Source organism: Solibacillus sp. FSL W7-1324, assembly GCF_038008025.1.
Classification (GTDB): domain Bacteria; phylum Bacillota; class Bacilli; order Bacillales_A; family Planococcaceae; genus Solibacillus.
Genome location: NZ_JBBOYH010000002.1, coordinates 210099 through 232621 on the forward strand (window position 1 = coordinate 210099; position 22523 = coordinate 232621).

General features: G+C 37.3%; 18 protein-coding genes. All 18 read left to right on the plus strand.

From position 1 onward, the window contains the following. Positions 1-214 precede the first annotated feature (214 nt). Positions 215-1999: a group II intron reverse transcriptase/maturase gene (gene ltrA / locus MKY71_RS19585; RefSeq protein WP_340733821.1), complete on the plus strand. Its 1785-nt coding sequence runs from the start codon at positions 215-217 to the stop codon at positions 1997-1999. A 62-nt stretch (positions 2000-2061) separates the two neighbouring features. Continuing rightward, on the plus strand, positions 2062-2883 hold the full coding sequence (locus tag MKY71_RS19590; RefSeq protein ID WP_340733822.1) for a hypothetical protein: 822 nt from the start codon (positions 2062-2064) through the stop codon (positions 2881-2883). Then, the gene (locus MKY71_RS19595) at positions 2880-3266 is read left to right on the plus strand and encodes a hypothetical protein (RefSeq protein ID WP_340733823.1); all 387 of its coding nucleotides are present in this window, start codon (positions 2880-2882) and stop codon (positions 3264-3266) included. Before MKY71_RS19590 ends, MKY71_RS19595 begins: the two co-directional genes overlap by 4 nt. A gap of 695 nt (positions 3267-3961) precedes the next feature. Next, on the plus strand, positions 3962-5851 hold the full coding sequence (gene ltrA / locus MKY71_RS19600) for a group II intron reverse transcriptase/maturase (RefSeq protein WP_065217243.1): 1890 nt from the start codon (positions 3962-3964) through the stop codon (positions 5849-5851). Positions 5852-5934: 83 nt separating this feature from the next. Further along, the gene (locus MKY71_RS19605; RefSeq protein WP_340733826.1) at positions 5935-6447 is read left to right on the plus strand and encodes a hypothetical protein; all 513 of its coding nucleotides are present in this window, start codon (positions 5935-5937) and stop codon (positions 6445-6447) included. Positions 6448-6479: 32 nt separating this feature from the next. Further along, the gene (gene dnaX / locus MKY71_RS19610; protein ID WP_340733827.1) at positions 6480-8735 is read left to right on the plus strand and encodes a DNA polymerase III subunit gamma/tau; all 2256 of its coding nucleotides are present in this window, start codon (positions 6480-6482) and stop codon (positions 8733-8735) included. A gap of 56 nt (positions 8736-8791) precedes the next feature. Beyond that, a complete protein-coding gene (locus MKY71_RS19615; protein ID WP_079524064.1) occupies positions 8792-9670 on the plus strand; it encodes a hypothetical protein in 879 nt (292 codons plus the stop codon). A gap of 219 nt (positions 9671-9889) precedes the next feature. Then, positions 9890-11014, plus strand: a complete 1125-nt coding sequence (locus tag MKY71_RS19620) for a hypothetical protein (protein WP_340733828.1) — start codon at positions 9890-9892, stop codon at positions 11012-11014. 78 nt (positions 11015-11092) lie between these two features. Further along, positions 11093-11617, plus strand: coding sequence for a hypothetical protein (locus MKY71_RS19625; protein WP_065217248.1), 525 nt, complete (start codon positions 11093-11095; stop codon positions 11615-11617). Between the two features lie 763 nt (positions 11618-12380). Then, complete coding sequence (gene ltrA / locus MKY71_RS19630) at positions 12381-14291, plus strand: group II intron reverse transcriptase/maturase (RefSeq protein ID WP_340733829.1); 1911 nt, start codon at positions 12381-12383, stop codon at positions 14289-14291. 220 nt (positions 14292-14511) lie between these two features. Beyond that, a complete protein-coding gene (locus tag MKY71_RS19635; protein ID WP_445683746.1) occupies positions 14512-15660 on the plus strand; it encodes an SNF2-related protein in 1149 nt (382 codons plus the stop codon). Positions 15661-16429: 769 nt separating this feature from the next. Then, the gene (ltrA, locus tag MKY71_RS19640) at positions 16430-18322 is read left to right on the plus strand and encodes a group II intron reverse transcriptase/maturase (RefSeq protein ID WP_340733831.1); all 1893 of its coding nucleotides are present in this window, start codon (positions 16430-16432) and stop codon (positions 18320-18322) included. A 242-nt stretch (positions 18323-18564) separates the two neighbouring features. Next, entirely contained in the window at positions 18565-18789 is a 225-nt protein-coding gene (locus MKY71_RS19645; RefSeq protein WP_340733832.1) for a hypothetical protein, read from the plus strand. A 14-nt stretch (positions 18790-18803) separates the two neighbouring features. Next, positions 18804-20141: a hypothetical protein gene (locus MKY71_RS19650; RefSeq protein ID WP_340733834.1), complete on the plus strand. Its 1338-nt coding sequence runs from the start codon at positions 18804-18806 to the stop codon at positions 20139-20141. 48 nt (positions 20142-20189) lie between these two features. Continuing rightward, entirely contained in the window at positions 20190-20933 is a 744-nt protein-coding gene (locus MKY71_RS19655; RefSeq protein ID WP_340733835.1) for a hypothetical protein, read from the plus strand. A gap of 305 nt (positions 20934-21238) precedes the next feature. Next, positions 21239-21682: a hypothetical protein gene (locus MKY71_RS19660; protein ID WP_340733836.1), complete on the plus strand. Its 444-nt coding sequence runs from the start codon at positions 21239-21241 to the stop codon at positions 21680-21682. Between the two features lie 192 nt (positions 21683-21874). Next, on the plus strand, positions 21875-22150 hold the full coding sequence (locus MKY71_RS19665; protein WP_340733837.1) for a TrbC/VirB2 family protein: 276 nt from the start codon (positions 21875-21877) through the stop codon (positions 22148-22150). 85 nt (positions 22151-22235) lie between these two features. Beyond that, positions 22236-22520, plus strand: coding sequence for a hypothetical protein (locus MKY71_RS19670; RefSeq protein WP_340733838.1), 285 nt, complete (start codon positions 22236-22238; stop codon positions 22518-22520). The last annotated feature ends 3 nt before the right edge of the window (positions 22521-22523 follow it).

Consider the following 22523-nt stretch of genomic DNA (forward strand, 5'->3'; position numbering starts at 1 on the left):
CACGAAGTTTGCTATAAGGTTTTTAATAACCGAAATGCATTTATCATTGTGAGAGCGAGGGCACAGTACCGTTGAAGTTATAGAAATATAACGGAGGGATAGCCCTTAGTCTAACGAGTTTATCTCGTAACTAAAAATTACAAAGTGAATCCCACCTTTCAGGTAAGAAGGTGAGTTGGTATTATCCTGTATTTAAAGGAGTGATACTGCACCAGTGGGAACAAAAAGAGCTACTACATATTACGGGCAAAACGAAGTTCAAAAAGAACTTTTCGAAAAAAGCCGTAATAATGATAAATTTGAGAATCTATATGAGTTAATAACGACCGAAGAAAACATCATGTTAGCCTACAGAATGGTAAAGTCAAATAACGGTGCAAATACAGCCGGTACAGACAAACAAACCATTCAAGAACTAGCAAAAATGGAAAAAGAAGATTTTGTTAATTACATTAAAAACAGTCTAAATTTCTATAAACCAAAGACTATAAAGAGAGTTATGATTCCGAAAGCAGACGGCACTTCAATGCGTCCACTCGGCATTCCTAGTATTAGGGATAGAATTATTCAACAAATGTTCCTGAATATTTTGGAACCAATTTGTGAAGCAAAGTTCCATAACCACTCATATGGTTTTAGACCAAATAGGGCGACACATCATGCTGTCGCCAGAGTGCAACATTTAATCAACAGAGGTAAGCAATATTACACAGTTGATATTGACATAAAAGGCTTCTTTGATAATGTAAACCACTCACTATTGCTAAAACAGCTTTGGCAGACTGGCATAAAGGACAAACGAGTTATCGCTATTATCAGCAAAATGTTAAAAGCTCCGATAACAGGGATTGGGATTCCCAAAAAAGGTGTACCACAAGGAGGGATTCTTTCCCCTCTACTCTCTAATGTCGTATTAAACGACCTAGATTGGTGGATCTCTAACCAATGGGAAACTTTCGAAACTCGCCATAAATACACCCATAGGCACATGTACCACGCTCTCAAAACGAATTCTAATCTCAAACCCGGCTTTCTAATCAGATACGCCGACGATTTTAGAATCATGACCGACACCTACGACCACGCTAAGCGTTGGTTTCACGCAGTAAAAGATTATCTAAAACACAGACTAAAACTCGACATTTCGGAAACGAAATCGAAAGTTATATGTGTTAAAGACAAATTTACTTCGTTCTTAGGTTTCAAAATGAAAGCAGTACAAAAGGGTGCTAAATGGGTATGCCATTCATATATAGACGATAAAAAGACTGAGCAAATAATTAACAACTTAAGAAACCATACTTATCAACTACAAAAACACCCAAACGCAAGCAATGTACTTAAGTACAATTCAGTCGTTTTGGGAATTCAAAATTATTTCAAATACGCAACACATGTTAGCGTGAGCTTAAAACACATCTATCACAGGACTCGTATAATGCTGAAAAACAGGTTAAGGAGAGTATCTAAATACGGCTACCCTAGAGGGAAAGCCGGAATAGAATACTACACCAAGTTCTATCCGACAACTTACAAAACATATAGGATTGGAAATACTCTACTTTTCCCTATCGCTATCGGAAGCACTAAAAATAACCTTTGTTATTCACAAACAATGAATATATATAAAGATGGGAAAAATTATTCTTGGGATAATGAGTTAATCAGACTGATGAAATCCAAATTACCTAACAAAAGCGCAGAATACATGGATAATAGACTTTCCAAATTCTCAATGCAAAAGGGTCTGTGTCACATTACGAAATTGGCTTTACCAGCCGAACTCGTACATTGCCACCACAAACTACCTTTAAAATTAGGCGGTACGGATAAGTTTGATAATTTAATAATTATTCACAAGGAAATTCACAAGCTCATTCACGCAACACAACCTGAAATAATTCAGAAAATAGTTGATTTCTTCAAACTTGACACAAAACAGATTACAAAAATCAACCAACTTAGGAAACTTTGTAACCTTGAATTAGTAGTTACGTAGACAGTTAGATGGAACGCCGTATGCGGTGAAAGTCGCACGTACGGTGTGGAGTGGGGGAAAACTTGGAGATAACTTCAAACAGTTACCTATCACTATATAAAGATGAAAAACGATTGTTCCCTGACGCCTTTGCTGGCTCAAAGGGTGCCATCGGTGAGGAAGGAGGGCGTTTTACGCCTTCCTTTTTCATTAATGTTGACGATGCCGCTGCTTCAAAAAAGTTTTATCGCTATGTCATTAGCAAAGATAAATCGGTATTTGCCTTATTTGATGCACCATATGGTCGTATGTTGTCACGTATCGGGCAAGCAGAAGACGAGTTCGTTTTCGAGGTTATGGATCGTTACAATGTAACGTTTCGTGATATGCCTGAACTGACTAACACGTTCGAGTGGAAGTTCAAAAAGATACCGGGGAGCATTTACGCACAGATTGTTGCTTTTTTCCGTTCATATGTAATGGAGAATCAGCAATATGAAGTCGCGTTGCGGGTGTATTATGATATTGAAAAAGCGGAGTATGTTGTTGCTTGTCCTAAGCAACGTGTCACAGCTGTCGCTATTAAGTTCGAACACACGAACGAATACCGATCAATGCGTTATATCCCTGTATTAGAAGTGCATAGTCATAATGTTATGCGTGCTTTCTTTTCAGAAACGGATAATAAAAACGAGCAATCGTTTAATACGTCATTTGGTGTTTTTGGAGTGTTTGGTCGATTAAATAAAGATGAAATTGAAACAGTTTTCCGCGCAAAGATGGGCGAGCATGAAGTACCATTTAAAGCGGAAGATATTTTCGATTTAAGTCATGGTATGGAGCCTGTGAGCTATCCTGCGGATTGGAAACAAAACGTAACTGTAGTGGAGGGACTATACCTATGATTATTTTAGACAAAAACCAGAAATTAAAATTCAATCAAGTAACGATCGGAACCGGCGCAAATGGTTCGTTTTTTGTAAGAAACAATTTGCAAACCTACAATAATTTCCGCGAACGAATCCAAGGCTTACGCTATATGATTGTGGACGGAGATAAAATAGAGCAGAAAAATACTCGTAATCAACTATTTTCTTCTGATGAAGTAGGCGAATACAAGGTTTATTCTCTAGCTGAACGCTATGGTGAACATTACAGTTTGGATGTTTTAGCATCTACCGAGTACGTTCCCGAGCTTGAACATTTAGATACCCTTTTCGGTGATGATACAGAAGCATTTCGTATTTTAGTAGGATGTGTCGATAATAACCGTGCGAAACGTTCGTAATTGAAAAGATTACGCATACAAAAACTGTTTTGTATGAACTGATATTTTTAGAAAGTGGAATGAAGGAGTAACGCCCTGAAACGCTTCCTCTGATACTCCGACATGCTATCAATTAAGGTAAATAAATTGATGGTGTGAAGCTCGGTGAAGTCGGCAGAAGGATACCGTAACTCTTGTAATTATATAAGAAACGAAAGTTAGTTAGAGGTAACTAATGTATCTGATATGCCGGGAGTCCATAAAATGCTCATGGTGAGATGTCATAATGACTGGCGAATACTCGAAATAAAAAGTCTATATATCGATGCAGTAGAAATGCTGTACCTACCTAAGTTGTAGGGTTTGTGAGGTTTAGTAAAATGGTTGTTATGAAAAACCTTAATTTGTTACAGGCAAATTAAAGCAAACAGGCTCACAGAGTACACCTAAAAGCATATGCAAGGATAAAAAATATCGGAACGTTGAAAGCAAGGAACATGAAGGATTTACCTCCTATGAAATGTTGTAATGGAAAATCTAAATTATAGATATAACATTACTTAATCCTTGTAAGAGCGATGGCACGACCTGAGAAGTATTTGTAATGAATATGGAGGAACAGCCATTAGTCAGTTTATATATAAATTTGATAATAACTAGAATAGGAATCGTTCACAGTTACAAGGTTCGAGTAAGAATAATAGAGGTGAAAGCACATGGTTAGTAACCGACTTGAAACAGGACATTCCAAAAGGAAACTTAAAAAGAGATTACTAAGAAACAATGAATATTATGATATGCAAACGATGTTCGATGAACTATATGCATTAAGTAAAAAGGATAATAAATTCCGAAATCTCATGGAAATAATTCGTTCAGAAGAAAATATAAAATTAGCCTTTCGCAACATTAAAAGTAATAAGGGTAGTAAAACTCCGGGAACTGATAAAGAAAATATTCTCAAATTAGGAAACAGCGACATTGATGAATTTGTAATTAAAATTCAACAACAGTTGGATAATTACTTTCCTAAGCCAGTTCGTAGGGTACTGATTCCCAAACCTAATGGGGATAAAAGACCTCTAGGAATACCCACTATTACAGATCGAATTGTACAGCAATGCATTAAGCAAGTTTTAGAACCTATTTGTGAAGCCAAATTCTATGACCATAGTTACGGCTTTAGACCAAATAGAAGTACCAAACATGCGATTGTACGAGCAATGTCACTTGTAAACCTTTCAAAATTCTACTATGTAGTTGATGTAGATATTAAAGGATTCTTTGACAATGTGAATCATGCAAAGCTATTAAAACAATTATGGTCACTTGGTATTCAAGACAAAAATTTAATTTGCGTAATATCAAAAATTTTAAAATCCGAAATCGAAGGTATAGGGAAATCTGAAAAAGGTACGCCACAAGGTGGAATCTTATCGCCTCTATTATCTAATGTAGTTTTAAATGAGTTGGATTGGTGGATTAGTTCACAATGGGAGACCATGCCAACAAAACACAACTACGAGAGAATATCTAGAGGTAGATTAGATAGAAGTCATAAATACAGAGCATTGAGGAACAGCAGTGAACTTAAAGAAATGTTCATTGTCCGATATGCCGATGACTTTAAAATCTTCTGCAAAGACTTTAACTCAGCAAGTAAAACATTAATTGCAGTTAAAGAATGGCTGAAAAACCGCTTAGGATTAGAAATCAATGAAGATAAATCCAAAGTTACCAACCTCAAAAAGAACTACACTGAATTTCTAGGAATAAAATTTAAGGCTAAAAAGAAAAAGGCTGTTAAAACAGATTATGTTGTTCAATCACATATTACTGATAAAGCCAAACAAAAAATTACAACGAGTTACCGACGTGGGATTGTAAGAATTAAAGACCAACCGAATGTTGATACAGTAGACCTCTTGAACGCAAAAATCCTGGGATACCATAACTACTATGATATAGCTACTATGGTAAATAAAGATTTTGCGGAGATACATGCTAAAACATTCAGGATGGTTGATAAATGTCTTAAAAACGTGGCGAAAGAAAATACCAAGTCAGAAGAAATTCCTAAAACGTATAAGAAATTCTATGGTCGCTATAATTTCAAAACCTACTATATTATGGGTAAACCGTTATATCCAATCGCAGGTATCAAACATAAGAGTCATAAAGCTTTAAATAAAGAAATTTGTGCCTACACCAAAAAGGGACGGGAATTAATACACAAAAATCTGAATGAAGCTAACATGGCAACGATGTTATATCTTATGAAACATCCTATCTCGAATAGGAGCACCGAATATAACGATAATCGTATTTCACTATTTATAGGTCAAAATGGTAAATGTGCAATAACACAAGAGCCATTGCTAATCAATAATATGGAAGTACACCATATAACCCCTCGAAATATGGGTGGAACGGATGAATATAAAAACCTCATGTACATCACTACTGATGTACACAGACTTATACATGCAACAGGAAAAGACGTTATCAATAAACTTATTCAACGCATTGGGAAATTAAACATCACAGCATGGAAAAAGATAGATAAATTAAGAGAGATAGTAGGAAATGAACCTATAGCTCACTAACAAGAAACATTCAAATTCTAGTTTGAATTATATATAGATTGATAGCAAGCCGTATGCGGTGAAAGTCGCACGTACGGTTTAGAGTGGGGGAAAACTCAGCGATTACTTCAAAGAGTTACCTATCACTATGTACACGCCAATTAATGCATGAGTATTTCATGCAAGCGGAGAACTTACTGTACATTGACGTGGGTGTTGAAGGTGTTCGGGTTAAAGAAGAATTTGACAAAGATATACCATTCCAGCAAGTAACAGATTTAATTGCTGATAGTGGCTTTTCAGGACAGGTCGTAGCTGGATTAAAAGTTAAAGGGGAAGTAGTAGTGCCGCCCGTAGGCTTATTATATCCCGATATTTTAGAGGACCATGATTCAGTATTTCCTACGCAATCATGCGCGGAAACAATCAACAATCCTCAACGTGTCGAAACCAATCGCTACGCTGCAGAAATGACGAATGTTTTAATTAACAACCTGCTACATAAAGGTGTGCTAATTCAAAATGAAATTACTTTCAATTCACGTGACGGTGTATCCGCACCAACCTATGTGAATAGTGAAATGAAACGAAAATTAAAAGAGTTAATGAATAACTAATACGACATTTATTTTTAAGGAGAATTTTAACTATGACGACAAATACAAACTTAGCACTTTACCGTAAATACCGCCCATCTTCATTTGATAATTTAGTAGGGCAAGAACATATTACTACAACATTAGCAAACTCGATTAAAAACAATGCTGTGAACCATGCTTACTTATTTACTGGCCCACGTGGTACAGGTAAAACGAGTTCGGCTTTATTATTTGCAAAGGCAATCAACTGTAATGAACCAGAAGGAATTAATCCATGTGGCAAATGTGCCGCTTGTGAAAATCCTATCGACATTCATGAAATGGATGCAGCAAGTAACAACGGTGTTGATCATATTCGTGAGCTAAAAGAAACCGTTAGTATTATGCCATTAAACGGTAAGTACAAAGTGATTATCTTGGATGAAGTCCATATGCTCTCAACTCAGGCTTTTAACGCATTTTTAAAGTTATTGGAAGAGCCACCAAAGCACGTAGTTTTCATTTTAGCTACAACCGAGGTGCACAAGTTACCTGCAACTGTATTGTCACGTTGCCAACGCTATGATTTCTCTCGTATTACGAGCGCGACGATTGTACAACGATTACAACATATCTTAGTACAGGAAAATCGTAAAATGGATGAAGAAGCGTTACACCTAATCGCACAAGTTGCCAATGGTGGATTACGTGATGCTGTCAGCTTATTAGACCAGGCGTTAAGCATGGCCTCTAATACGGATGAAGTTGTAACACTTGATAGCGTCTTAGCTTTAACAGGTTCCGTTGACGTTCGAATTATCGGTCAACTCCTTATAAAAATTGCGAATAAAGAACTGGAATCAGCATTAGAGCTATATAATTCAACATTCAATAAAGGCAAAGAGCCAAAGTATTTTGTTGAGGAATTACTAATCTATTTACGTGATATTCTTGTATTCCGTAAATTACAAGGTAAGGCCGATCTAAAGAAAGGGCATACGGATAAAAACTTTGCAGAAGTTGCCAATGCGATTTCAAATGATGCAGTATTCGCATACATGAAAAAGCTACAGCAAACAGTGAATGATATGAAATTCCATCATGACCTGTCATTACTTATGGAAATGACAATCATTGATATGGTTACGGGTGCTGATAAATCACTACAAGCTCAAATCGACGAGCTGCGCGGTCTTATCGGTAACGGTAATATTTCATTAACAAACGTTGCAACTACACCTGTAGAGCCGATTGAAACGATTAACGAGCCTATCGTTACTAACGAGCAATCATTACCGACAAACTTTGCTCCGGTTGAACCAACTCACCATGAATTACCTGCATTTGAATTAGGTAATGACGCGGTGAAAGTTGAGGAAAATAGCATTCCGCAACAACCTTTCATTAATGAGAGTGATGTAACGGAAAGTGTTGATGTTGAAGATCCAATCGGTTTCATAGAGCAAGCTATAAAATTAGCTGAAAACGGTACTAATTGGGCGACTGAGCTACCAATTGACAATAAAGAAAGTGTTGAAATTGAGCGTACTAGTGAGCCACAAAGCTTTAATGTTGCTGTAGAATCAGAAAAGTTACCTGAATTAAATGAGTCGTCTGTTGTTGAGCCACAAAGCTTTAAACAGGCAGCCATTGAACCGCAGGGCTTTGATACGCTTGTAGAGCCACAAGGTTTTGAGCAACCACCAGTAGTCGAGCCACAAGGTTTCGATTTAGGTAATGCGAACGTAGAGCCACAAGCATTTGAACAGGCAACTGTTGAACCGCAAGGCTTTGAGCAACCACCAGTAGTTGAGCCACAAGGTTTTGACTTAGGTACTGCCAACGTTGAACCGCAAAGCTTTACTACAATTGTAGAGCCACAAGCATTCGAACAAGCACCAGTAGTAGAGCAAGCTCCTGTACAAGAACATTCAATTTCTAACGTACCGACACCACTTGAAAATCGTGGTATTGGCGTAAATCTTTCAGATAAAGAAACTTTAGCTTTAAACACGATCTTAACAGCGAAAGCAGGACTGTTAAATGAGTTTGAACAAATAAAGCCAACGTTTGTTGCTGAATTACAAAATAAAAGCTTAGCAACGAAACGTATCTTTAATGAATTTAGTGTAAAAGCAATAAATGACGATTGCCTGGTTATTGTTCATGAGAACAAGATCCAAGTCGCGTTGATTAACAAGCTAATTCACGAAAAGAATATTAAAGAGGCTTTTGCTGATGTATACAAACCATTGAACTATGTAGCTTTAACACAAGCTGATTGGGAGACTGTTTTAGCAAAGTACGATGAAGTGACGAAATTATAATTGAAGGGATTTAAGGGGATAGTTAGCTATTCCCTTATTTTTTTAAGGTGACTAATATGAATGAATTAAAACGATTATTTGAAAAACAAATCAGTGACAAATCACTACGTCATGCGTATTTATTTGCAGGCGTTGATTCAGTAAGCTTTGCGCGTTGGTTAAGTAAGAAGATTTTGTGTGGGTGCGATAATGCCGAGTGTATTACATGTAACCGTATTTCTAACAATAATCATCCGGACGTCTTTTTCATTGAGCCAGAAGGCCAGTATATTAAAGTGGACCAAATTCGTGAGCTATTAAATCAAGGGGCTTTAAAGAGTTATGAGGGCAATGGTCAAGTGTTCATTATCCGCCATGCTGATAAGATGAACCCACAGGCTGCCAATGCACTTCTGAAATTTCTTGAAGAACCTAAGCAGAATGTAAATATTTTAATGACAACTGAACATAAGGAATTGCTACTCGATACAATTTTGAGTCGCGTTCAAACATTTAATGTCGGCTCGACTGTCATTTCTTCAATTGCCGGGGATTTAGATACATTGAATATTCAATTGTCTACCGCAGCGGTATTGTCTGAATTTGCAAGTGAGTTAGCATTACTAAAAGAATGTGAGGAAAAGTTGGATCAGTGGGTTGCCGTAGTAAAAGATTTATTTACACAATCACCTGCAGCAGCATTAATTTCTGTTCAGTCGTGGGATAAACTGTTTGAAAACAAAGACCAGAAGTTGTTCAGTTCGAGATTGCTTCAATCATACGGAAAGGCGTTATTAGCTCATAAAAAGGGCGACGCTACCGCTTGGGGCAGCTTACCTAATATGGATTGGCAACAAATTTTACAGATTAATAGATTAATAAATGATTTCAGCAAGAATCTCTATTCTAACGGGCATTATGTGTCGCAGTTAGAGTTAGTAATCCGTAATAAATAAGTTGTAAGCAACCGCTTGTTACGGTATAATTGCTGTATTGATATTTGTAACTTTTAATTTTTAATTTTTATTCATTCCTAAGGAATGAATATTTTTAAGCACTATCTTTAAGTGTAACAACTAAACTCTCAAAGGGTTCAGTCTGTTCATTTATTGATAGTGCTTTTTTGCGTTCTCTTACATTATCAATAAATAAAATTTTTAAGGAGGAACATTATTATGTTCTATATTAAGGCAAACGACGTTAAAGAGGTTATCGAATCAATGGCAGGTGCAGCGAAATTTTGTAGAGACGAAGACGCTTCAATTGGTGTTATCGCTGAAAATGGAGTTGTAAAATTTGTATTAAAAAATGCGTTGGTTGAAGTTGAAAAAGAAGTTAAAGCAATTGTGAAAAAGGATTTTAAATTTATTGCATCGGCTCATGAAATGCTATTAAAAATCGGCGTTTTACCAAATGATGTTGAAGCAGTATTCGGGGAAATTCAAAACGGTCATGTTTCTATAAAGTGGGGACGTTCAAACGGACTGATCTTATTTACAGAACATGCAAGCAAGTTAGAAGCTGTTGTAGTTCCAAAGGTTGAAGGTGATTCAATCACTCTTGATTGGGGTTATTACAGTCGTATATTCGCTCATTTCTGTTCATCGAATGATTCAGAAGTAGCCGCGACTTACCCAATTACAAAAGGTGTTCACTTTGGTTCAAATGCAGAGGGAAAACTTGTTGTAGAGGCTTCTGACGCTGTACGTGCTATTAATCAAGTAGTTGACGGTCAGTGGTTATCGAAAGGCTTTTCGATTCCACAAGAAGCAATGAAAGCTGTTAATAAACTGGTTAAAGAGGCTGTAACTGTTGGACTTGTAAATGATGGCAGTCGCCTATTAATCCAAGCACCGAATACAAAAATTATTACAAGAATTATTGACGGTGAATTTGTTGATACTTCAAAACTATATGTAGATGAAAATTCTCCATTTGTTTGGAAGATTGACAGACTCGAATTATTAGAAGTTGCTCGTCGCGTAAAACGATTATCAGGGGCATTAGGTACCATTAAATTTACTCATACCAATGGTAAGTACCTAGCTATTTATGAAAATGTACTTCAACAAAGCTTAGGCGTTGTTTGTGAAGGGGAATCTTCGGGTTTTGCTTTATCGGTCGTAGCGATCGAAAGTGCATTAACAGCTTTAAAATCAGATGAAGTATTCATTTGTATTAATGCTGCAGGCGCTCCCGTTACATTCTTAGGTTCTGTTACTTTAGAAGCGGAATCTGCCGACGCAGGAACAATTGAAATTGAAAATGTAAAAGTAATGTTAGGGCAAGTAAGCAAATAACATTGGCTTTTAACTTAGTTAAGGAAGATGCGACGTTAGATCGTATCTTCCTTTTATTTTTAAGGAGGATAACAGATTATGTTAGAGATTAATTTATCAAAGGAAAAGAATGAGATTATTTTAGGGAAACAAAAGGATTATTTAGTAAACAATTATGTGAATTTTTTAATGAATAGTGCGAGTGTTCACTTTGAGCATAGCATTGCGTTAATGAAAGGGCATGAACGTGACCGTTATAAAAAACTGTCTTCATTAAACTACAACATCATGCTAAATCGTGGTGTCCAGGACTTATCTGAAGTAAAAGCGATAGAAAATCTTTTAGCTAAAAACGTAACTCTTAACGGGTTCGACGAGCTAAATAAAGACTTCAAAAAAACGCGTCGTACTTATGATGATTTCAACACACCAATTGCCGAGCATAAAGAAACAAACGCTTATGCTCGTAGCTATGCGAGAGTAGTAGAACGTTTTGGCGGCGTGTTACATGACACGACTAAATTATTCGATTATCAGATCGAAGGAGCCGCGCTTATCGGTTCACGTAAACGTTTATTGAATGGGATGGATATGGGCCTCGGGAGTGCGAAACGTTCTGTATAACCGTTGATACAACGGGAAAAACAGGGACAGCAAAATGCTGTTACAACTATTATTCTGATATGTTTGGTGAAATTCCAAACCACTGTTAATAACCAAATAAACAGTGACTTGATACTCCTGCATGCTCTCCAAAACTCAAATCGAGGAGGGTGTGAAGCCAGGTGAAGTCGTCACAATGCACACATAATACGGATTGTGTGTAATAAGGCGGAGTTCCTTAAAAGAAAACTATGATGAACGAAGTTGAACCCTCGATATGTACGCATCGTAACCCATGAGATAACTTACCCGTACTTTACAAGTTATCATCCACTAAAGAGAAATTGTTGTTGCCTAAACCAATTTCTGTTGTCCGTCGGGTTCCCTAGACGACGAAACAACGCCTATTGCAGTTATGGTTAATCTCGCAATAGGACAAGGTGGCGGTGTATAGAGGGCATCTAAGGTTTTCAAATAAAGGGATAAGAATAATGGAACGTTTGAGAGGTTTCCAATGGAGCTTTTGAGAGCTACGAAGTTGGAAATCAGTCAGCGGTGTCATAGTAGCGACGACGATTGGCTCAGTGACGGTGGATATAAAGCAGACGAAATGCTGTGGAAGTTCCCCAGAGAGAAATAAACCAATCAGAGCGAAGGGCACTAGTCAATTATGAGCTTATTCTCTACGACTAAAGTGTAAACCTATTTCTTGATAGGTAAACAGTTAATTCACTCACCCACATCACACTCATACATGAACATGTATGAATGAAGGAGGGAAACAGTGAAGGTAAAAGCACAGTTAGTTAATACTGAACATGAACTAAAACAATTACTCGATGAAATGTATGCTCTCTCTAAAGAGGGCGATGAACCTTTCTATAACTTAATTGACTTAATGTTAAATGAGCAGACAATTATTACTGCTATACACAACATTAAATCGAATAAGGGTAGCAAAACGGCAGGCATTGACGGAAATACCATTGACTACTATTTAAATATGCCATACAAAGAATTGATTTCACTTGTTAATGTGCACCTTAAAAACTATAGCCCCTTACCTATTAAAAGGAAGAACATTCCCAAGGCAAACGGTAAAACCCGACCTTTAGGAATACCGACCATGATTGACCGAATTATTCAAGAAGTCGTTCGCATAGTAATTGAACCAATTCTTGAAGCTAAATTCTACGTCCATTCATACGGGTATCGACCTTACAGGAAAGCAAGTCACGCAATGGCTGAAATAATCGATAGGATTAACAGAAGCCATACGTACTTTGCTATAGAAGGTGACATTAAAGGATTTTTCGACAACCTCAATCACAATAAAATGGTTGAAATACTTTGGAATCTAGGCATACGAGATAAACGTGTTCTAGCGATTATCAAGAAAATGCTTAAAGCTGGTGTAATTGAAGAAGATAAAAGGCTATATCCTACCGATGTAGGAACGGCACAAGGTGGAATAATATCACCTTTACTAGCCAATGCCTATCTAAACAACTTCGACCACTTGATTAACAAAATGTACATGGAAAATCCATATAGCTACTCTAAAAACGGAAAACTCGTAGCTGACAAACGAGCAAAACTAGGGCAATCAGGCAAGAAAGTATTCTTGATCCGATACGCTGACGATTGGGTTATCCTTTGCAACACTAAATGGAAAGCACAATCTGTTTTGAGATACGTCACAAAATATTTCAAAGCTCAATTGAAACTCGATTTATCGGAGGAAAAAACGCTAATAACTGACATCCGCAAACAAAGAGCCAAATTCTTAGGGTTTGAGTTCTTCGCTGAAAAGTCACGGTACCAAGACAAAATTGTTGGGAAGTTTATACCCAACAATCAAAAAGTCAAAGTTAAATTAGCTGAAGTTTCCAAAGAAATTAAGAGGCTAAGATGGAGAACGAAATATGAGGAAGACCGAGCATTAGGGATTGAAAGAATCAATTCAAAAATAGTAGGAATCGCTGAATACTATAAATACTCAAATTGTACTAACTTCTTTAAATCATGGGATAACCGATTACTGTACCAAACATGGAAAACAGTTAAGTATCTCAACGGGAACAGAGGAAGGTTTCGAAAGCTTACTATTAAAGCAAACACCTCCAGCAACTGCGCGGCAAGGCATGAAAATAGGCGAGATAGAATTTTCTTCCTCAAAATCGGGGAAACAAACATGGCTATCACCAAATTTGGCTTTACGCACAGTGTTGACGCATTTAGGATTAACCACCGAATGACACCGTACACAGAAGAAGGAAGGAAGATTTACGAGAGAGCTTCAAACAAGAAACTGCCATTGTTAAGGAACGGTACCATTTACGAACTAAAACAACTGGAAAGACAGAATCTACATGGCTTTGCTAATAAGCACACCTACAAATTCCGTTTAACGTTTGAATATCTAATGAATCGTGAGTATGCATATTTAAGAGATAAAGGTAAGTGTAAATGTTGTAGTTTAGAACTTTGGGCTAATTTTGAATCGCATCATGTGAATCCCAAATTACCGCCTAATCTAATCAACAAAGTGAGCAACCTCGCATCACTATGTAAGAGGTGCCACAAACTATTGCACTCCAACAATGACCCAAGCTTACAACTAAGCCCCGCAGGTGCTAAGAAGCTACTAAAATACAGAAAACAATACGAAAATACAAAAAAGTTGAGTGAATGAAAACTAGTTAATAATAGAGAAAGCTACCGTCATTAGCAGTAACGCTAATGGAGGTTGTAAATGCGTAACATACACATAATTGATGGAGCGCCGTGTGCGATGAAAGTCGCACGCACGGTGTGGGGTGGGGGAAAACTTGGAGATTACTTCAAAGAGTTACCTATCACTATAAACGCGCACAACAATTGCCGGGCTATATGCAGATCCTTCAAATACTAAAATCCTAATCGTTACAATGTCACGTAACCTATGTGACTGGGAAGCTGAAATTGAGAACCTAGGTTTAGCCGATGATTACATCGTCCTTCATAATCCAAGTGATATGAAGAGCACTAAACGTATTCATTTAGTTTCTTATGAGCGTTGGGCTTCAGAAACAAAGAAAACCAAAACTTTAGAGGACGGCACGATTGAATTAATTTTACGTAGAAAGCCATTGTTCAAGTATTTTAATCGTTCATATAAGGCAGCAGCAGTTGACGAAGGCCATCTATTCAAGAATGGTAGTACAACTCGTTGCAAATCAATCATGGCGATTAAAACTCGTACACGCGTTGTTATTAGCGGTACGCCAGCTGAAAACGGAGCCAGTGATCTGTTTTGGTTACTTGCTTGGATGCTCGGTGACAAGGTTCATTTCTGGAATCGTATTCAATTAGAGCCATTTGAGGCATTTGGTACTTATGGAGAGCGTTGTTTCAAAACAATTTACGGAGGCGCGGATAAAAAGGCTTTAATGGATAGCACAGCTATTAGTAGTCGTGTTTCATCTACTCAGGAATTATGGAGCTTACTCGATTTAGTCATGTATCGCCGTAAAAAAACGGATGATGATGTTGCGAATGTAATCCGTATTCCAAAGCCTGTTCACCGTCGTTTACACGTTGCTCAAAATGAGAACGAAAAAGAAGTATATGCTCAAACGCTTAAAGATTTTGGTGAATGGTTCAAAATGTATGAGGACGAATTAGCGCTAGCTCGTATGAAAGGTGTACGTAGTAAATACTCGTCAATTGAGATTTCTCAATGGTTAGGTAAACTACGTCAAACGGCATCATGCCCTTGGTTGCACCCGGACTATGTACAAAATGACGAAACACCTTCAAAACTGCAATTTATTCAAGATAAAATTCAGCAAGAAGCGATGATGAACCGTAAAATGCTTATCTTTACGGCTCATAAAAAAACGTGTGAAGAACTAGGTGTGCTGTTAAACATGGTTGCTCCAGGTTATGAAGTTGGCTATATCCATGGCAGCGTACCAATGCATGAACGCCATGAATTGCTACGTCGATTCCAAGATCCGAAAGACCCGTTATCGTGCTTAGTTATGACGATGAAGACAGGAGCCGGTGTGCTTTGTTTCTAGACAACCTCTTTGGAGACAAAGAATAAAACTAGAGGATATTTATTATAAATATCTAACTGATGAATTGATTTTGATAGGGGAAGTTCCTGTCTGGAAAGAATGTTGGCTATCCAATACCCTAAGAACTGCGACGTGCGAAAGTTGTTTACAGACAATCGTATGGGAGCTCGCTGAAGGCGCAGAAAAACAGACCTGTGAAGCGGTTAGTGAAGTATGCGGGGGGCTATAAAATGACTAGTGGAATTAACCACCTAGGCTTAGAGAACGCAGAAGCGTTGGAACGAATCCTCGGATGTACGGCTCGAAACGTTTGATATATCTAATAAAGAAGATATATGCCTCCTAGTGAGGTCCAATCTCGGAAAAAGGGTATCTGCTCGCGCACTTTTCTGAACTAATCCAGCAAGGGATTAGAGTCTCAAGTCCTCCAACAATGGACGAAGAGATGATTGGCGGGTTATAGAGGGAAGCTAAGGTCATTATGATAAAAGCTAGATTCATCGGAACAAAGGAAGCTAAGAAGGAAATGTTAAAGAGTGTAAAATCCGAAGTTCCTCAACAGTAGGAAATGACTGTTTAATCTTAGTGGCAGCAGCCCGTAGTAGTGTTGAAACATCTGTAATGGATGCGGAGCGAAGGGGCATAGTCAATGCTTGAAACTTAGCATTTCAATAAAAAGGAACAGTATTATCATTACTTTCGATATATGGAAGCCATTGAGCATAACTGATTTAAGCCAATGATTTCCTCGAAAGGAGTGATTTCAACGGTGCAAAAACATGTAACTCTAAATAATGAGACTGAATTGAGAAATTTACTAGATAAATTCTTTCTAGACACAAAGAGGGCTATTGAAGACGGGAATTCACCCAACTTCAAGAATCTACTTGAAATTATTCAATCTGACATAGTTATCGTAACCGCAATGCACAAACTGAAAGCTAATTCAGGCAGTTTAACTAGCGGAACAGATAATGAGGACATTAGAATTCACTTTTTGGAAAAGGATTATCTTAGTGTTATAAAACGTGTCAAAGAGGCATTTAATCGGTACGAACCTATCCCAGTGAAAAGAGTTCATATACCTAAACCCGGTAAGAAAGAAATGCGTCCTCTCGGTATTCCGGCAATGATCGATAGAATAGTACAGCAATGTATAAAAATCGTAATCGAACCAATATTAGAGGCTCAATTCTTCGAGCATTCATACGGATTTAGACCAATGAGACAAGCAGATATGGCAATGGCACGAGTTGCCCATGTTGCCTATCACGCTAAACATCATTGGGTTGTAGAAGGAGATATTAAGGGCTTTTTCGACAATGTAAACCACACCATATTAATTAAACGGTTATGGGGACTCGGTATCAGGGATAAAAGGGTTTTAATGATTATTAAACAAATGCTCAAAGCGGGAATCATGAACGTTACTAATCGTTCAGAAATAGGCACTCCACAAGGAGGTATCCTATCCCCACTATTAGCAAACGCCTACCTAGATGCAATGGATAAATGGATTACCCGCGAATGGGAAAACAAGAAGATGAACCCAGAGATAAGCGTTGATAAAAGGAAGAACCGCGCATTAGAGCGATACAGTAAACTCAAACCATGCTACCTAATAAGGTACGCAGACGATTGGGTACTTATGTGCAAGAACAAGAGTGATGCTGAGAAATTTAAGTACCGGATTGATAAGTACCTTAAAAACAAGCTCAAACTCGAACTGTCACATGAAAAAACTGTAATCACGAATATTCGCAAAAAGCCAATCAAGTTTCTGGGGTTTCACTTTAAAGTCAGACGAGATAAAAGTAAGAAAGATTGGAAGGCAATCAGATATGGATGGCTACCTACAAGTAGACCGGACCCGATTAGACTTAAAGCGAAAGCTAATGAGTTGCATAAAAAGGTGAAGAATCTAAGACACTTTAAATTGGAGAACAAGGACGGATTAATACATGAAATTAACCGTATCAACTCGTCAATAAGAGGCACGATTAACTACTATCAAGCATCTAGTCGAGTAAACAAAGACCTTGCCAAATATGCACCAAAAATTAAGTACGCCGCCTACAAAGCATTAAAGAAGTTCGGCGGTGATTGGGGACCTGCAAACGAAACCAATAACCTTATCTCAATTCACTCCAAATACAAATCATACGTTGCATACATTGAACATATGAACATGAAAATTGGAGTAACAGCGTTGGACTTCTGTAGGTTTGAAGAAAACACGCTCAAAACACAAGCGGAAACACCATATTCAGTAGAAGGCCGAAAATTATACGAAAAAAGGACAGGAAAAGTACCTACATTAGCCAGAGCAGATGATGTACTGAAATTACACACATCTAAACTGATAGCCACAGGTAGAACGTCCAAACGGTATAACTTCGAATACTTTATGAATAAGGCTTACGCTTTCAATAGAGACAAAGGTAAGTGCAGAGTTTGCGGATTGCAAGCGGAAACGGACAATGTTCATTTCCATCATATCAGCCCGAAATTACCTATCGAGTTACTTAATCGCGTCAACAATCTCGCGACAGTCCATATACCATGTCACAAGATGATTCATTCAAAAGAAGATTACTCTAATATCTTAACTACACAAACTTATAAAAGACTCATTAAATTTAGAGAGAAAGTTAATGGATAATACTAACCTGCATTGATGGAGCGCGGTATGAATCGAAAGGTTCACGTACCGTGTGAGACGGGGGAAAAGAGTTCCTAACAGGTAATGCTGCGGAATACTCTTACCTATCGTAATAATCTTACACACTAACAGAAGCTAAAAGTGTTGTACTTTTCGACCTTGACTATAACGCCAAGAAAATTGAGCAATGTTATAGCCGCGCTGTCCGTTTAGGGCAACGTGAAGAAGTCGAAATTACTTGGTTGATCACAATTGACACGATTGAAGCCAATATGCACAGCTTAATTCTTTCGAAACAAAGCGGTGTTGATATGGCGATTGACAGACAAGAGCTTGATTTTGCGGAAGTTGCAAAAGAGTTCGAGGGTCAAAATGTAGCTCAATCAGCCACACTCGATTATGAAGCATTCGCACGAGAAATGTTGTCACGCGGAACGTCACGTGATGATTATGAAAATGCGGTTTAAGGAGATAACGAAAAATGACAATGTTATATGAGAAAAATGATCATAAAGTATATGTGAGTTACAGCAGAAAGCGTAAAGGAAGATCAACAGAAATGAAAAGATGGGATTTTGAGCCGATTGCGCTCATTCCCAATTTCGGTAAACGAAATGACCCATTTTTTGTTGTTGTGCCCGATACGTACCCTCAATGGTTTTTAGAATACCTTGATAATTCAAGGTATCACAGTGAGGAATATGAAGAAGATGAAGTGTTAGTTTTAAGGAATGAATCTTATGGTTCAAGCAAATATCTTTTTTACCGTCAATATATGGAACACTTCATATTACAAGTATTTACGGAGAGTTTTGTACCGAATGAGAAAATTGATTACTTGCCATACCGGGACCAATTGTTAAGCCACATTGAAATTGTTGGCTGGAATCTTTTTAACCAACGTGAAAAGTTAAAAGACCTTCATAACATTAAAGTCGAGTATGACGTTGTAAATCCTGACCGTTCGGGGGCTATCCACTTTGAACTGTTAAATGTTGTTGATGTTGAAATGGAAGATCAAGTCGCGGCTTTCGTTGAAACATTAATTGATGATACGGATTATATTGCGTCAGGCGAAAATGAGAGCGAAAACATTCAATCCGTTTTAGCTTCGATTGCAGCTGAAGAACCTGTCGAGGATTTAGATAATGAAAATGAGGACGATGAACCTGTAACTGTAGACGAGCCTATAGAGGAAGAAGTCGCAGAGGAAACCGAGCCTGAAATTGTTGAATCTGATGTGAAGCCAGTTGCAGTTGCAAATGTACCTGTATCGCTTGATATTACGATTGATCAAGAGGCTATCGTACCCGTAGCAAACAATGATGTGGATGAAACAATTACAGAGGAAAGCGAATCTGTAGGGGTTGTTTTACATATTGAACCGGTTACAACGGAAACTGAATCTGTTGCAATTAAATTAGATATTCAACCTGCAGCAGAGGGAATTGAACCTGTTCTGGTTGATTTAAACATTAATTCTATTGCAGATGAAGCTGAACCTGTAGCGTTTAACTTGAATGTAGAAACAGAAGAAACAGAAGAAAATGAAGCTGTAGCCATCGACTTAAATGTTGAGCCGGTTACAGAAGAAAATGAAACTGTTGCTATCGACGTTCCTGTTGAAGCTGTTCCGGAGGAAATTGAACCTGCAGTAAACAATGTATCAGAAGAAGCGATTACAGAGGACATTGATCCATTATTTAATAATGACGACGATTTTGACTTAATCATTTTAGATAGCAAGGAACTTGTTGCACCGAAGCCAAAGCGCGGTCGGAAATCTAAAGTTAATTTAGCTCAAACATCACTATTTTAGGTAAGAGGTGCACTCCGCGCCTCTTCATTTTTAAGGAGAGAGAAGATTATGTTAGAGATTGTTGCTTTTGTTGTTACGTTTGGTGGAATGCTATTATACGGTTTTGGCCATGCTTTTTCATATGCTAACCGCAACCGCGTTATTCGTAGAACGGTAGAGGATGTTGTAGATGCAAAGTTGCATGGACGTACTAGCGTGAAGCATGTACAAACACAGGCACAGCCTAGTGTTACGCCTGTTTCAAAAAATAACAGCCAGTTAGTTGAAGCTAGTGTTGATATTGACTTTGAATCAACAAAAATAAGAGTCATAAATTCTGATTGGAACTTTGCTAAAAAGCCACAATTTGAACCTGGAGAAGATCATACGGAACTTTATAAAGAAATGAAAGATAAGTTTGCTTCTTCAAATGACTTTGAATCTACTGTATTAACGGGAGATATTAATGATCAACTTGATAAGCTTTTCAACGATGTATCACAAACAGATAAAGTTACTTCACAAAGCCATGAAGTAGGACAGAATGTAGCTGCTCTTATTACCAATACAATCTCAGATTTAGAGGTTAATAAGACTAGTATCATTGTTGGGAAATTACAAAATGGCATGCTGGATGGCGTTTTAGAACTGTCATATGAGCAAGAAATTGTATGTGGAGAAGATGACTTACTAATCCTAAAGGGGTTATTATTACCAAATAATAGTTTTAGAGTGATTAATTTAGAGGATGCTGATACCGCTGAAAGTGGTTATTCTGATGCATTCCCAATTATAAACGAACAAGCTGTGTAGATAATTTGAAAGGGGTACTTTTGTACCTCTTTCAACTTAAGAGAATAGGTCTTTCTTATTTTTTTAAGTTGGAAGAGGTTTGCTTTAATAAGCTTAACCCTTATATAGACAACGTTTATAAAGTACTAATAAACGATTCTGACAATTCAGTTTCCTGTCATCTTGTATTGAGTTACCCGTTTTACTATACTGATAAACGTTACTATATATGCGGTTAGTATTATTGTCTTATAGGCTTCTTTAAAATAGAACTATATTACTGTAATGCTACAACTTCTTTTTAATTTGCTTTAGGAGGGTTACGAGTGTCGAATTTCTTTTTGTCCGAAATTCCAAATGAAGAATTATCTGAGGAATTAAAATCTAAATTAAATACGCTTGAAAGTTTTAGAAAATCCATTGTTATTGATAAGCCGGGTTATTTATCGGTTTTTGTTCGTGATGGTCACATTGGTAAAATCACATTTCAACGTAATGCATTAAACTCAATGGAGGTAGAAAGTGCTTACGATAATGAAGAAAATCCTGTTCCAACACCTGAATTTTCAGTAAAGGATTATCGCGTTTTTTCTTATCTAATTGCTAGTAGTATTTTACACATTGATAAAATTGCTTACGGTACATTACGCTTCCAATTCAAAATTGAGCAGACGGATGCAGGTAAGTTCAATTCTCGATATTCATTAACATTTGACGAAGAAGTTCATTTTAAAAATGAAAGACCGTCAAAAACTAAAAATCGATATTAATAAAAATTGATTGACAATGCTATGTTATCTTGAGATAATGTGAGTAGTTCATGACACGTATAATAGTCAGGACTCCATAATTTTTTCAATTACATAATATTATAATCAAGCGGGAGCACCGCGAATTAATGGTATTTTTATACCGTTTATTCGCGGTGCTCTTTTTTTGGTCTTAAAAGGAGGTGAATCACAATGAAGTCTATGATGAATATGGATTACTTAGTTTTAAATGAAGCAACAGGAAATGTTGATACCTTCTTAACTAAAGTGATTACTACTGTTACAGGGGTTGGTGCTTCAGTATTTGTACTTGCTGTGTTAATCATTGCATTATGTATCATGTTCGGCTCAATCAGTCCGAAAAATATCGGTAAATGGTGGACTGCGCTATTCTCATGTGTCGCAGGTGCAGTTATCTTCTTCGGTGCAAACTTATTTAAAACAACAATTGAAGGTTTATTCAAATAAGATAACCAATAGTTGTTCATAATCATATTTAATCTAGGCAGGTGACAGTTCAGTTGCCTGCCTCTTTTCGAAAGGAACTCTAAGTATGGCTGTTAAATTACCCGTAAACTTTACTGAAGAACAAAAGACCGTGTTAGCCGTATTGTCTATTCGACAGTTGCTTTTACTTTTCCCCATTAATGTTGCATGGCTGTTATTGTCAATTTCATTACCATTGCCAATATTAATAAAAATTACAGTTGGAATTGTATTCGCTGGTGTAAGTGCTGCTCTCGCATTTGTCCGAATGGAAAAGTACGATTGCTACTTATCGGAATTTGTAGTACGTAAATTCAACTTTATCAAATCTAAAAAAATATATACGAATTAATTG